General features: G+C 67.0%; 11 protein-coding genes. All 11 read left to right on the forward strand.

Features of this window, described 5'->3' with window-relative positions; translation table 11 throughout:
• Positions 1 to 107: 107 nt before the first annotated feature.
• The 11 genes from eno to FBZ87_RS05325 all read left to right on the forward strand — a co-directional run bounded on the left by eno (position 108) and on the right by FBZ87_RS05325 (position 12639).
• The gene (eno, locus tag FBZ87_RS05275; RefSeq protein WP_145609312.1) at positions 108 to 1388 is read left to right on the forward strand and encodes a phosphopyruvate hydratase; all 1281 of its coding nucleotides are present in this window, start codon (positions 108 to 110) and stop codon (positions 1386 to 1388) included.
• A gap of 196 nt (positions 1389 to 1584) precedes the next feature.
• Positions 1585 to 1956 carry an FtsB family cell division protein gene (locus tag FBZ87_RS05280; RefSeq protein WP_004272474.1) on the forward strand — a complete coding sequence of 124 codons (372 nt, stop codon included), beginning with the start codon at positions 1585 to 1587 and terminating at the stop codon, positions 1954 to 1956.
• A 207-nt stretch (positions 1957 to 2163) separates the two neighbouring features.
• The gene (gene pdhA, locus FBZ87_RS05285; RefSeq protein WP_145609313.1) at positions 2164 to 3177 is read left to right on the forward strand and encodes a pyruvate dehydrogenase (acetyl-transferring) E1 component subunit alpha; all 1014 of its coding nucleotides are present in this window, start codon (positions 2164 to 2166) and stop codon (positions 3175 to 3177) included.
• 22 nt (positions 3178 to 3199) lie between these two features.
• Positions 3200 to 4612: a pyruvate dehydrogenase complex E1 component subunit beta gene (locus tag FBZ87_RS05290; RefSeq protein WP_145609314.1), complete on the forward strand. Its 1413-nt coding sequence runs from the start codon at positions 3200 to 3202 to the stop codon at positions 4610 to 4612.
• 114 nt (positions 4613 to 4726) lie between these two features.
• The gene (locus FBZ87_RS05295; protein ID WP_145609315.1) at positions 4727 to 6040 is read left to right on the forward strand and encodes a pyruvate dehydrogenase complex dihydrolipoamide acetyltransferase; all 1314 of its coding nucleotides are present in this window, start codon (positions 4727 to 4729) and stop codon (positions 6038 to 6040) included.
• A gap of 120 nt (positions 6041 to 6160) precedes the next feature.
• A complete protein-coding gene (gene lpdA / locus FBZ87_RS05300; protein ID WP_145609316.1) occupies positions 6161 to 7561 on the forward strand; it encodes a dihydrolipoyl dehydrogenase in 1401 nt (466 codons plus the stop codon).
• Between the two features lie 237 nt (positions 7562 to 7798).
• Entirely contained in the window at positions 7799 to 8791 is a 993-nt protein-coding gene (gene lipA, locus FBZ87_RS05305; protein ID WP_145609317.1) for a lipoyl synthase, read from the forward strand.
• 5 nt (positions 8792 to 8796) lie between these two features.
• Positions 8797 to 9258 carry a type II toxin-antitoxin system RatA family toxin gene (locus FBZ87_RS05310; protein WP_088871565.1) on the forward strand — a complete coding sequence of 154 codons (462 nt, stop codon included), beginning with the start codon at positions 8797 to 8799 and terminating at the stop codon, positions 9256 to 9258.
• Positions 9259 to 9266: 8 nt separating this feature from the next.
• Positions 9267 to 9512 (forward strand): hypothetical protein, encoded by a 246-nt coding sequence (locus tag FBZ87_RS05315; protein WP_145609318.1) that lies wholly within the window; start codon positions 9267 to 9269, stop codon positions 9510 to 9512.
• A gap of 138 nt (positions 9513 to 9650) precedes the next feature.
• Positions 9651 to 11804 carry an alpha/beta hydrolase family protein gene (locus FBZ87_RS05320; protein WP_246134244.1) on the forward strand — a complete coding sequence of 718 codons (2154 nt, stop codon included), beginning with the start codon at positions 9651 to 9653 and terminating at the stop codon, positions 11802 to 11804.
• Positions 11805 to 11910: 106 nt separating this feature from the next.
• Complete coding sequence (locus FBZ87_RS05325) at positions 11911 to 12639, forward strand: SDR family NAD(P)-dependent oxidoreductase (protein ID WP_246134245.1); 729 nt, start codon at positions 11911 to 11913, stop codon at positions 12637 to 12639.
• The last annotated feature ends 49 nt before the right edge of the window (positions 12640 to 12688 follow it).

A 12688-nucleotide genomic window follows, 5' to 3' on the forward strand; every position in this document is an offset into this window, starting at 1 on the left:
GGCGATACCGCGCCTGCCGGTCTTGCCTGGGGCCGGCCCTAAAGGCTATGACGGGCACCGTCCCGCCACGACGCATCCGCCGTCACGACGCATAAAGGGAAGAACCCATGTCCGCGATCATCGATATTCAGGGCCGCCAGATTCTCGACAGCCGGGGCAACCCGACCGTCGAGGTTGACGTTCGGCTGGAGTCCGGCGCCTTCGGCCGCGCCGCCGTGCCCTCCGGCGCCTCGACCGGTGCCCATGAGGCCGTTGAGCTGCGCGATGGCGACAAGAGCAAGTACCTGGGCAAGGGCGTGCTGAAGGCGGTCGAATCGATCAACAGCGAGATCTTCGACACCATCGGCGGCCTGGAATCCACCGACCAGGTGGCCATCGACACCGCCATGATCGAGCTGGACGGCACCCCCAACAAGGCACGCCTGGGCGCCAACGCCATCCTGGGCGTGTCGCTGGCCGTGGCCAAGGCGTCGGCGGCCGAGCTGGACCTGCCGCTGTACCGCTATGTCGGCGGCACCAACGCCCGCATCCTGCCGGTGCCGATGATGAACATCATCAACGGCGGCGCCCACGCCGACAACCCCATCGACATCCAGGAGTTCATGGTGATGCCGGTGGGCGCGGAGAGCTGCGCCGACGCCATCCGCATCGGCGCCGAGATCTTCCACGCCCTGAAGAAGAAGCTGAAGGACGCCGGCCACAACACCGCCGTGGGTGACGAGGGCGGCTTCGCTCCCAACCTTGCCTCCACCGACGAGGCCCTGTCCTTCATCATGAAGGCCGTCGAGGCCGCCGGCTACAAGCCCGGCGACGACGTGGTGCTGGCGCTGGACGCCGCCTCCACCGAGTTCTTCAAGGACGGCAAGTACGTGCTGGCCGGCGAGAACAAGACCCTCGATCCGGACGCCATGGTGCGTTACTGGACCGACCTGGTGGGCCGCTACCCCATCGTCAGCATCGAAGACGGCATGGCCGAGGATGACTGGGCCGGCTGGAAGGCCCTGACCGACGCCATCGGGTCCAAGGTGCAGCTGGTGGGCGACGACCTGTTCGTCACCAACCCGGCCCGCCTGACCGATGGCATCAAGAAGGGTGTGGCCAATTCCATCCTGGTGAAGGTCAACCAGATCGGCAGCCTGACAGAGACGCTGGAGGCCGTGCGCATCGCCCAGAGCAACGGTTACACCGCCGTGATGTCGCACCGCTCGGGCGAGACCGAGGACGCCACCATCGCCGACCTGGCCGTGGCCACCAACTGCGGCCAGATCAAGACCGGCTCGCTGTCGCGTTCCGACCGGATCGCCAAGTACAACCAGCTGATTCGGATTGAAGAGGCGCTGGACCTGGCGGCGGTGTTCCCGGGCCGTGGCGCCCTGAAGCGCGGCTGAAACCGGGCATCGTTCCGGTATCGTCCGGAATAGCCGGAAAGTGGGGGTGGAGGCGCTGCTTCCACCCCTTTTTCTTTGTGAAGTCGTGATTCAACGCCGACCGGCGGTTGGTATTCACATGAATTAAATACGGCGCACAGACTAGACGCCGCTTTCCATTTGACGGTTGCGGAACCCTTGTGGAACCATGGCGCCCATGATTGGCGCCCGTTCTTTCCGCACCGCATTGAACCGCGCCCTACGCCAGGTGGTCGCACCGGTGGTGGGGGCGTCCGTTGTCGCATACTTCGCCTATCACACGGTGCAGGGCGAACGCGGGCTGATGGCGCTGACCCAGCTGCAGACCCAGGTGACCCAGGCCAAGGCCCAGCTGGACCAGGTTCGCGCGGAACGCGAGGCCATGGAGCGCCGCGCCCGCCTGCTGCGCCCCGACAATCTGGACCCCGACATGCTGGAGGAAGAGTCCCGCAAGGTGCTCGATTTCTCCCGTCCGGATGACCTCGTGATCCTTCTCCCGGGCAAGCCTGCCCCGCATGAAGATAAGGACGCGCCGGCGAAAACGCCGTAAACCGCTGATAATCCTTCGATTAACCTGAATTCTGTTAATCGTAAATAATCCTTTTGAAGCAATGTTTTGCAGTGCACACTCCTTGCGTTGCGCTGCACTTGTGGTTAGCAGTGATGCCGTGCCGGCCGACCCGGCCCGGAATGCCCCCGGGGCTGCCCCCCAGGGAATTGCGACGCTAAACGCCCACGCTTGAGAAGGGAGACGCCAGTGGCCACGACCACGAGACGCCGTGCCAAGCCCGCTGAGAACGCAGCGCCGGAGCCGACCCAGGAGGAACTCCTCCACTACTACAAGGAGATGTTGCTGATCCGCCGCTTCGAGGAGAAGGCCGGTCAGCTGTACGGCATGGGCCTCATCGGCGGTTTCTGCCACCTCTACATCGGCCAGGAGGCCGTGGTGGTGGGCATGCAGGCGGCGCAGCTGCCGGGCGACAGCGTCATCACCAGCTACCGTGACCACGGCCACATGCTGGCCTGCGGCATGGACGCCAAGGGCGTGATGGCGGAACTGACCGGGCGCGCGGGCGGCTATTCCAAGGGGAAGGGCGGCTCGATGCACATGTTCTCGCGCGAGAAGAACTTCTACGGCGGCCACGGCATCGTCGGCGCCCAGACGCCCATCGGCACTGGCCTGGCCTTCGCCCACAAGTACAAGAAGGACGGCTGCATCGACGTCTGCTACCTGGGTGACGGCGCCGTCAACCAGGGCCAGGTCTATGAGTCCTTCAACATGGCCGCCCTGTGGAAGCTTCCGGTGATCTACGTCATCGAGAACAACAAGTACGCCATGGGCACCTCGCAGCAGCGCGCCTCCGCGGGTGAGCTGTACCTGCGCGGCAGCGCCTACGGCATCCCCGGCAAGCAGGTCAACGGTATGGACGTGCTGGAGGTCAAGAAGGCCGCCGACGAGGCCGTGGCCTATGTGCGCGGCGGCAACGGCCCCATGATCCTGGAGATGAAGACCTACCGCTACCGCGGCCACTCCATGTCCGACCCGGCCAAGTACCGTACGAAGGAAGAGGTCAACAAGATGCGGTCGGAATATGACTGCATCGACCATCTGAAGTCGCTGCTGTTCACCAAGGGCTACGCCGACGAGGAAAGCCTGAAGGTCATCGACCGCGATGTGAAGGCCGTCGTCACCGAGGCCGCCGACTTCGCGACCACCAGCCCCGAGCCCGACGCGTCGGAGCTGTGGACCGATATCCTCGTCGAAGCCTGATCGCTGGCCGGAGAATAAGAAAATGCCCATCGATATCCTGATGCCGGCCCTGTCCCCCACCATGACCGAAGGCAAGCTGGCCAAGTGGGTGAAGAAGGAAGGCGACACGATCAAGGCCGGTGACGTCATCGCCGAGATCGAGACCGACAAGGCCACCATGGAAGTGGAAGCGGTCGACGAAGGTACCCTGGCCAAGATCCTGGTGCCGGAAGGTACCGAGAACGTGGCCGTGAACACCGCCATCGCCCTGCTGGCCGGTGAAGGCGAGAGCGCCAGCGACGTGAGCGCCGCCAAGGGCGCCTCCAACACGCCGTCCGCGCCCAAGACCGAGCCCGCCCAGGGCGAGGCCGCCGTAACCCCGAAGGAGGAGGCGTCCAAGGCCGCCCCCGCCGCCCCGGCGGTGAAGGCCCCGGTGGCCCCGCCGCCGTCGGACGAGGACCGCTTCTTCAAGAACACCCAGACCATGACGGTGCGCGAGGCCCTGCGCGACGCCATGGCCGAGGAAATGCGCAAGGACGGCAGCGTCTTCGTCATGGGCGAGGAAGTGGCCGAGTACCAGGGCGCCTACAAGGTGACCCAGGGCCTGCTGCAGGAGTTCGGCCCCGACCGCGTGATCGACACCCCCATCACCGAGCACGGCTTCGCCGGCCTGGCGGTGGGCGCGGCGTTCGGCGGCCTGCGCCCGGTCGTGGAGTTCATGACCTTCAACTTCTCGATGCAGGCCATCGACCACATCATCAACTCCGCCGCCAAGACGCTGTACATGTCCGGCGGCCAGATGGGCTGCCCCATCGTGTTCCGTGGCCCCAACGGCGCCGCCGCCCGCGTGGCCGCGCAGCACAGCCAGGAATACAGCAGTTGGTACGCCCACATCCCGGGCCTGAAGGTGGTGTCGCCCTATAGCGCCGCCGACGCCAAGGGCCTGCTCAAGGCGGCCATCCGCGACCCGAACCCCGTGGTCTTCCTGGAAAACGAAATCCTGTACGGCCACAGCTTCGAGGTGCCGACCGATCCGGACTTCATCATCCCGATCGGCCGCGCCAAGATCGAGCGCGCGGGCACGGACGTGACCATCACCGCCTTCTCGCTGCAGGTGGGCATGGCCCTGGCCGCCGCCGACAAGCTGGCGGAGCAGGGGATCAGCGCCGAGGTCATCAACCTGCGCAGCATCCGTCCCCTGGACGTCCACACCATCGTGGAAAGCGTGAAGAAGACCAACCGCCTGGTCTCGGTGGAAGAGGGCTGGCCCTTCGCCGGCATCGGCGCGGAAATGTCCGCGGTGATGATGGAACACGCCTTCGACTACCTGGATGCGCCCGTGGTGCGCGTGCACGGCAAGGACGTGCCCATGCCCTACGCCGCCAATCTGGAAAAGCTGGCCCTGCCGCAGGTGGATGACGTCGTCACCGCCGCCAAGGCCGTGCTGTACCGCTGAACCGGCCGGGAAGGCGCCCCGACCCTGTCATGAGAAGGGGCGCCTTCTGCCGCATCCGTCAGAGATTTGGGGCGCCTGGCCTGACGCCACGGCCCCCTGGGGGAGATCAAACCCATGCCGATCGATATCCTGATGCCGGCCCTGTCGCCCACGATGACCGAGGGCAAGCTGGCCAAGTGGGTGAAGAAGGAAGGCGACACGATCAAGGCCGGTGACGTCATCGCCGAGATCGAGACCGACAAGGCCACCATGGAAGTGGAGGCCGTGGACGAGGGCACGCTGGGCAAAATCCTGGTGCCCGAGGGCACCGAGGGCGTGGCGGTGAACGCCAAGATTGCCGTCCTGCTGGAGGAAGGCGAGAGCGCCGACGCCCTGAACGCGGCGCCCAAGCCCGCCGCCGCTCCGGCGCCGGCTCCCGCGCCGGCCAAGACCGAAGCCACCGCTCCGGCCCCGGCCAAGAGCGAGGCCGCCCCGGCCGCCGCCGCTCCGGCGCATGACAGCAAGCGCGTGTTCGCCAGCCCGCTGGCCCGCCGCATGGCCGCCCAGTCCGGCCTGGACCTGGCCAAGGTTTCCGGCACCGGCCCGTCCGGCCGCATCGTGAAGGCCGACGTGGAGGCCGCCTTGAAGGGTGGTGCTGCCAAGGCCGCCCCGGCCGCCGCCGCTCCCACCGCCGCCGCCGCTCCGGCTCCGGCCGCTGCCGCTGCTCCGAAGGGCATCGACGCCAAGGCTTTGGCCGACAAGCTGGGCATGAAGTACAAGGTCCTGCCCAACAGCGGCATGCGCAAGACCATCGCCAAGCGCCTGACCGAGGCCTGGCAGACCATTCCCCACTTCGGCCTGCAGGTCGATTGCGAGATCGACGCCCTGCTGGCGCTGCGCGCCCAGCTGAACGAGAAGTCGGGCGAGAAGGTGTCGGTCAACGACTTCGTCGTGAAGGCCGTGGCCGTCGCCCTGCGCAAGGTGCCGGAGGCCAACGTCTCCTGGCATGAGGACGGCATCCTGCAGTACGAGGGCGTGGACGTCTCCGTGGCCGTGGCCACCGACGGCGGCCTGATCACCCCCATCGTGAAGAACGCCGACCAGAAGGGCCTGGCCACCATCTCCGCCGAGGTGAAGTCCCTGGCCGCCAAGGCCAAGGAAGGCAAGCTGAAGCCCGAGGAATTCCAGGGCGGCACCTTCAGCGTGTCCAACCTGGGCATGTTCGGGATCAAGAGCTTCACCTCCATCATCAACCCGCCGCAGAGCTGCATCCTGTCCGTGGGTGCCGGTGAGAAGCGGCCGGTGGTGAAGGGCGATGCCCTGGCCGTGGCCACCGTCATGAGCCTGACGCTGACGGTGGACCACCGCTCGGTCGATGGCGCCGTGGGTGCGAAGTACCTGCAGGTCCTGAAGAAGCTGATCGAGGACCCCATCACGCTGATGCTGTGATGCCGCATCCCCGGAAGCGCCCGCCGCTTCCGGGGATTTCTCCTGTCGTTGACCAAAAGCGCAGGGCGAGCGCCCCACGGGTTGGGCGGTCCCGGCGCCTTTTGAAGGGAACAGACCGAAATGGCCGATACCGAATTCGACGTGCTGGTCCTGGGCGCCGGCCCCGGCGGTTATGTCGCCGCCATCCGCGCCGCCCAGCTGGGCCTGAAGGCCGCGGTGGTGGAACGTGAACACCTGGGCGGCATCTGCCTGAACTGGGGCTGCATCCCGACCAAGGCTCTGCTGCGCTCCGCCGAGATCTACGGCTACATGAAGCACGCCGACGCCTACGGCCTGACCGTCAGCGGCGTGGGCTTCGACCTGCCCAAGGTGGTGAAGCGCTCCCGCCAGGTGGCGAACCAGCTGTCGGCCGGCGTGAAGAGCCTGTTGAAGAAGAACAAGGTGCCGGTGTTCGACGGCACCGGCAAGCTGGCCGGCGGCGGCAAGGTCACCGTGACCGCCAAGGACGGGGCCAGCCAGACCCTGGCGGCCAAGCATATCATCATCGCCACCGGCGCCCGCGCCCGCTCCCTGCCGGGCCTGGAGCCGGACGGCAAGTTCGTGTGGTCGTACAAGGAGGCCCTGGTCCCCGACACCATGCCGAAGTCGCTGCTGGTGGTCGGTTCCGGCGCCATTGGCATCGAATTCGCCAGCTTCTTCCGCACCCTGGGTGCCGAGGTGACGGTGGTCGAGGTCATGGACCGCGTCCTGCCGGTGGAGGATGAGGAAATCTCCGCCTTCGCCCGCAAGCAGTTTGAAAAGCAGGGCATGAAGATCATCACCGGCGGCAAGGTGACCAAGCTGGACAAGGGTGCCACCACGGTCACCGCCCATGTCGAGGTGGGCGGCAAGGTGGAGACCCTGACGGTGGAGCGTGTCATCACCGCCGTCGGCATCCAGGCCAACACCGAGAACATCGGCCTGGAGAACACCAAGGTGAAGCTGGACCGCGGCCACATCGTGACCGACGGCTACCTGCGCACGGACGAGCCGGGCGTCTACGCCATCGGCGACGTGGCCGGCGCCCCCTGGCTGGCGCACAAGGCCAGCCATGAAGGCGTGATCTGCGTGGAGAAGATCGCCGGCGTGAAGGACGTCCACCCGATGGACAAGCTGAACATCCCGGGCTGCACCTACTGCAACCCGCAGGTGGCCAGCGTCGGCCTGACCGAAGCCAAGGCCAAGGCCGCCGGCTATGAGGTCAAGGTCGGCCGCTTCCCCTTCATCGGCAACGGCAAGGCCATCGCCCTGGGCGAGGCCGAGGGCCTGGTGAAGACGGTGTTCGACGCCAAGACCGGCGAGCTGCTGGGCGCCCACATGGTGGGAGCCGAGGTGACGGAGCTGATCCAGGGCTACGTCGTCGGCAAGACCTTGGAAACCACCGAGGCCGAGCTGATGCACACCATCTTCGCCCACCCGACCCTGTCGGAAATGATGCATGAGTCGGTGCTGGCCGCCTACGGCCGCGCGATTCATTACTAAGCGTTCCCTCAGGCGCCGGCGCCCGCGTCCGCGGGCTTGGCTTCCTCGCTGTGCCCTGCGGTACTCGCTGCGGGGCTGGCGGTCGCCAGCCTGGTTAGAGTTGAGGGGTAAGGTGCTGGGGCGATATCGGGGTCGGAACGGAGGAGCGATGCATGCGTGGGGTTCGCCCGGCGCACTTGGCCTTCCGCTCCGGCCCCCTTATGTTTCAGGAACATTCGTTTCAAAGGCTGCACGCCCATGACCGCCGACAAGATCCGCCATCCGGAAAAGCAAAACCGCCCGGACAACCCCATCCAGCGCAAGCCGGAATGGTTGCGGGTGAAGGCCCCGGCTGGCGGCGTGTTCAACGAGACGCGCAACCTGATGCGCGGCCTGAAGCTGAACACGGTATGCGAGGAGGCGGCGTGCCCCAACATCGGGGAATGCTGGAAGCAGCGCCACGCCACCTTCATGATCCTGGGCGCCGTCTGCACCCGCGCCTGCGCCTTCTGCAACGTGGCCACCGGCCGTCCCGACCTGCTGGACCCGCATGAGCCCGACAACGTGGCCGAGGCCGTGGCGCGGCTGAAGCTGCAGCACGTGGTGGTCACCTCCGTCGACCGCGACGACCTGCCCGACGGTGGTGCCGAGCATTTCGCCCGCACCATTCGCGCCATCCGCCGCGAGGCGCCAGAGGCCACCATCGAGGTGCTGACGCCCGACTTCATGAAGAAGCAGGGCGCCATCGAGACGGTGGTGGAGGCCCGCCCCGACGTGTTCAACCATAACCTGGAGACGGTGCCGCGCCTGTACCCGGGCATCCGCCCCGGCGCCCGCTATTTCACCTCGCTGTCCCTGCTGTCGCGGGTGCGTGAGCTGGACCCCAGCATTTTCACCAAGTCCGGCATCATGGTCGGCCTGGGCGAAACCAAGGAGGAGGTGGGCCAGGTCATGGACGACCTGCGCGCGGCGGATGTGGACTTCATCACCATCGGCCAGTACCTGGCGCCCACGCCCAAGCATGCGCCGGTGGACCGTTTCGTTACGCCGGATGAGTTCGCCAGCTATGCAACCATGGCCCGGGGCAAGGGTTTCCTGATGGTGTCCAGCTCCCCGCTGACCCGCAGCAGCCACCATGCCGGCGACGATTTCGTGAAGCTGCGCGAAGCCCGCGAGGCCAAGCTGGCCGGTCGCCCGCTGTCGTCCCAGACGGTTTCGGGGGCGACCGCCGCCGAAGCCGCCGCCGAGTAAGCCTCATGCCCACGCACGCCGAGAAGCGCGTCCTGCCTTACACGCCGGAACAGCTGTTCCAGCTGGTGGCGGACGTGGAGAAGTATCCGGAGTTCCTGCCCTGGGCGGTGGCGGCCCGTATCCGCCGCCGCGAGGGCAATACCTTCTGGGCCGACTTGGTGATCGGCTTCAAGATGGTGCGCGAGCGCTTCACCTCCAAGGTGGTGCTGAGCGAGCCCGGCCGCCGCATCGACGTGGCCTATACCGAGGGCCCGTTCCACTACCTGAACAACCATTGGATCTTCGAGCCGCACGCCGACGGCTGTCTGCTGGACTTCTACGTGGATTTTGAGTTCCGCAACCTCATCCTGCAGAAGATCATCGGCGCCCTGTTCGGCGAAGCCGTGCGCCGCATGGTCGCCGCCTTCGAGGCCCGGGCGCACCAGCTGTACGGCGCGCCCGGCGGCCGGCCGGTGGGAGCGGTGTGAAACCGCCAATGGTCGAGGCCGTGAAGATCCTCTCGGGTTCCAATCCGGCGCGACGCGTTCTGGTCGTCCGGCGCCCCGATGGATTCTACGCGCTGCGTCCGCAATACCACTATCGCAACGTCTGGGAAGGCACCTTGGTGGCGGAAGGGTGGGCTCCGTTACCCGAGCCCAGCAGCCTGTATGAGACGGCGCTGTTGGCTGAGCGGGAGGCCTTCGCCGAGTTTCCTTGGCTGCGGCATCCAGGTGCCCGTTAGGAAAACGGGGCGCGCATCAGTCCATTGCTTCACCGGGTGGCACTGCGGCGTTTAAGCCCGGCTTAAATTTTGATGCCGCCCCACCTCCCTGGTATGGTTACCCCCAACGTGGGGACCATAAATAGGGCAGGGATAGGAATGAGGCATTCTGTGACGCGCGTGCTGGCGGGCGCGCTGTTGGCCGGCTGCGCCTTCACCGCTTTGGATGCCTCGGCGCAGGCGGTCGAGAAAAAGCCCCTCACGCACGAGACCCTGTGGATGATGAAGCGCGTGGGTGCGCCCATCACCAGCCCCAACGGCAAGTGGGTGCTGTTCTCCATGGTCGAGCCCTCGTACGAGCAGGACAAGTCGGTCACCGACCTGTGGCTGGTGCCGACCGACGGCAGCGCCGCCCCCCGGCGTCTGACCAACACCAAGGGCGGCGAGAGCGACCCCGTCTGGTCGCCTGACAGCGGCAGCATCGCCTTCGCCGCCAAGCGCGAGGGCGATGAAGTCGAGCAGATCTATGTGCTGGACCTGGCCCAGGGCGGGGAGGCGCGGCGCGTCACCACCGTTTCCACCGGCGCCAGCCACCCGCAATGGCGCCCCGACGGCAAGGCCATCCTGTTCGAGAGCCGCGTCTTCCCCGGCGCCACGGACGATGAGGCCAACAAGAAGATCGCGGCGGAGCGCAAGGCGCGGAAATACAACGTCCGCACCTATGAGCACTTCCCTGTCCGCTATTGGAACGAATGGCTGGATGACCGGCAGCCCACGGTGATGGTGCAGGGGCTGGAGCCGGGGGCCGTGGCCCGGGACATCCTGTCGTCCACGGCCTTCGCCCACACCGACGGCTTCAGCGGCATGCAGGGGGAGAGCAGCGTCTCGCTGTCCCCCATCTGGAGCCCGGACGGCGGCGAGATCGTCTTCGAGGCGACGCAGGCGCGCTGGAACGCCGCCTTCGCCCACGTGCCCTACCATCTCTACCGCATCCCGGCGGCGGGCGGCGCGGAACCGCGGGAGGTCACGGCGGCGCCCGGCGGCTATGGCCACGCGGCCTTCAGCCCGGACGGCAAGAATCTCTACTTCACCTACATGCCGCAGAACGATGAGGTCTACAACCTGCCGCGTCTGTCGCGGGTGGCCTGGCCGGCCGGTGGTGCCGCCACCCTGGTGGCGCGCGACTTCGACCGCCAGCCGACGCAGTACGCCCTATCGCCCGACAGCCGCACCGTCTATCTGCTGGCGCCCGACGGCGCGTCGGAAAACCTGTACAGTGTGCCGGCCGAGGGCGGCAAACCTGCCCTGGTGGCGCAGCCCAAGGTCGGCGGCTACACCGCGCTGTCCCTGCCCAAGTCGGGCAAGCTGCAGCTGATCGCCCAGTACGGCAGTTCGGTGAACCCGGCAGAAATCGTGAGGATCGATCCCAATGGGAAAGCCAGCGGGATGGAAGGCGAGAAGGGTGGACATACCAACCTGACCAATATCGACACCGCCATCGCCGCCGGTATCGACTGGCAGCCGCCGCAGCACTTCACCTTCACCTCGGCCAAGGGGCGGACCATCCACAGCATGATCGTGCTGCCGCCCCATTTCGATCCCAACATGAAATACCCGCTGTTCGTCTTCATCCACGGCGGGGCGGCCAGCAACAACCCGGATCAGATCGGCCTGCGCTGGAACTATCACCTGCTGGCGGCCAGCGCCGGCGGCACCGTCATCCTGATGACGGACTACACCGGTTCCACCGGTTTCGGCGAAGCCTTCGCCCAGGCCATCAAGCTGGACCCGCTGAAGACCCCGGCCGATGAGATCAACCAGGCGGCGGATGAGGCCATCAGGCGCTTCCCCTTCATCGATGCCAGCCGCCAGTGCGCCGGCGGCGCCAGCTACGGCGGCCACCTGACCAACTGGCTGGAGGCCACCACCACCCGCTACCGCTGCCTGGTCAGCCACGCCGGTGAGGTCGATCTGCTGACCCAGTGGGGCGAGAGCGACGGCATCTACAACCGCGAGGTCAACAACGGCGGCCCGCCCTGGGAAGGCAACGCCATCTGGCGCGAGCAGAGCCCCATCACCTATGCGGCCAACTGGAAGACGCCCATGCTGATGAGCATCGGCGAGCGCGATTACCGCGTGCCCCTGGGTAACACGCTGGAGGCCTGGGCGGTGCTGCAGCACCAGCACGTGCCCAGCCGCCTGCTGGTCTGGCCCGACGCCTGGCACTGGATCACCAAGCCCGAGGACAGCCGCCACTTCTACCAGGAGGTGGGGGACTGGCTGGCCAAGTACCTGCAAGCGACCTCACCTTAAGGCTAGGGACTGATCCTTTTCGCCGCCTCAGGCGTATCGCCCACCGTCGCCAGTCCATCCAGGATGGCGGCATGGTGGCGTGGTCGGGATGCGCGAGGGTGATGGAATGATGGGCTACAACGGTCTGGCGCCGGACGGATGCGCCGTGGTTGTCGGGGCAGGGGGGCTGGGCCGTGCCCTGGCCGTCGCGTTGGAGGAACGTGGCGCCCATGCCCATGTGATCCTGACCGGCAGGCGGGAGGACCCGCCCTGCGACATCACCGACGAACGCGCAGTGGCCGCCCTGGCCCAGCGGGTATGGGACACGGGCCTGTCCCTGCGCACCGTCATCGTCGCGTCGGGCTTCCTGCACGGGCCGGGGCCGGAGCCCTATCAGGCCTTCGCCCCGGAGAAGACCTGGCGCCAGCTGGACCCCGCCCATCTGGCCCATGCCTTCGCCGTCAACGCCATCGGCCCGGCGCTGCTGGCCAAGCATCTGCTGCCCCTATTCCCAGCCAGCCGGCGCTGCGTCTTCGCCGCCCTGTCCGCCAAGGTCGGCTCCATCGCCGACAACAGCGCCGGCGGCTGGTACGCCTACCGCGCCAGCAAGGCCGCGCTGAACCAGATCATCCGCACTGCGGCCATCGAGTTGGCCCGAACCCGCCCCCTGTCGCTCTGCGTTGCCGTCCACCCCGGCACCGTGGACACGCCCCTGTCGGCCCCCTTCGCCAAAACCGGCTTGGAGGTGCGCAAGCCGGACCGGGCGGCATCGCAAATCCTGGACATGCTGGACCGCCTGACCCCCGATGACACCGGCCGCTTCTGGGCGTACGACGGGCGGGAGCTGCCGTGGTGACGGGCTCAGGCCGCCACCAGGGCCGCCCACTCCAACCCGAACCGCTGCA

Origin of the sequence: Nitrospirillum amazonense (genome assembly GCF_007828035.1) — a bacterium.
In the GTDB taxonomy this organism is placed as follows: Bacteria; Pseudomonadota; Alphaproteobacteria; order Azospirillales; family Azospirillaceae; genus Nitrospirillum; species Nitrospirillum amazonense.

Bases quoted from the DNA above. Each gene is read 5' to 3' on its own strand.
- eno (WP_145609312.1), top strand. From the start codon at position 108: ATGTCCGCGATCATCGATATTCAGGGCCGCCAGATTCTCGACAGCCGG.
- FBZ87_RS05280 (WP_004272474.1), top strand. From the start codon at position 1,585: ATGATTGGCGCCCGTTCTTTCCGCACCGCATTGAACCGCGCCCTACGC.
- FBZ87_RS05290 (WP_145609314.1), top strand. From the start codon at position 3,200: ATGCCCATCGATATCCTGATGCCGGCCCTGTCCCCCACCATGACCGAA.
- FBZ87_RS05295 (WP_145609315.1), top strand. From the start codon at position 4,727: ATGCCGATCGATATCCTGATGCCGGCCCTGTCGCCCACGATGACCGAG.
- lpdA (WP_145609316.1), top strand. From the start codon at position 6,161: ATGGCCGATACCGAATTCGACGTGCTGGTCCTGGGCGCCGGCCCCGGC.
- lipA (WP_145609317.1), top strand. From the start codon at position 7,799: ATGACCGCCGACAAGATCCGCCATCCGGAAAAGCAAAACCGCCCGGAC.
- FBZ87_RS05310 (WP_088871565.1), top strand. From the start codon at position 8,797: ATGCCCACGCACGCCGAGAAGCGCGTCCTGCCTTACACGCCGGAACAG.
- FBZ87_RS05315 (WP_145609318.1), top strand. From the start codon at position 9,267: ATGGTCGAGGCCGTGAAGATCCTCTCGGGTTCCAATCCGGCGCGACGC.
- FBZ87_RS05320 (WP_246134244.1), top strand. From the start codon at position 9,651: ATGAGGCATTCTGTGACGCGCGTGCTGGCGGGCGCGCTGTTGGCCGGC.
- FBZ87_RS05325 (WP_246134245.1), top strand. From the start codon at position 11,911: ATGATGGGCTACAACGGTCTGGCGCCGGACGGATGCGCCGTGGTTGTC.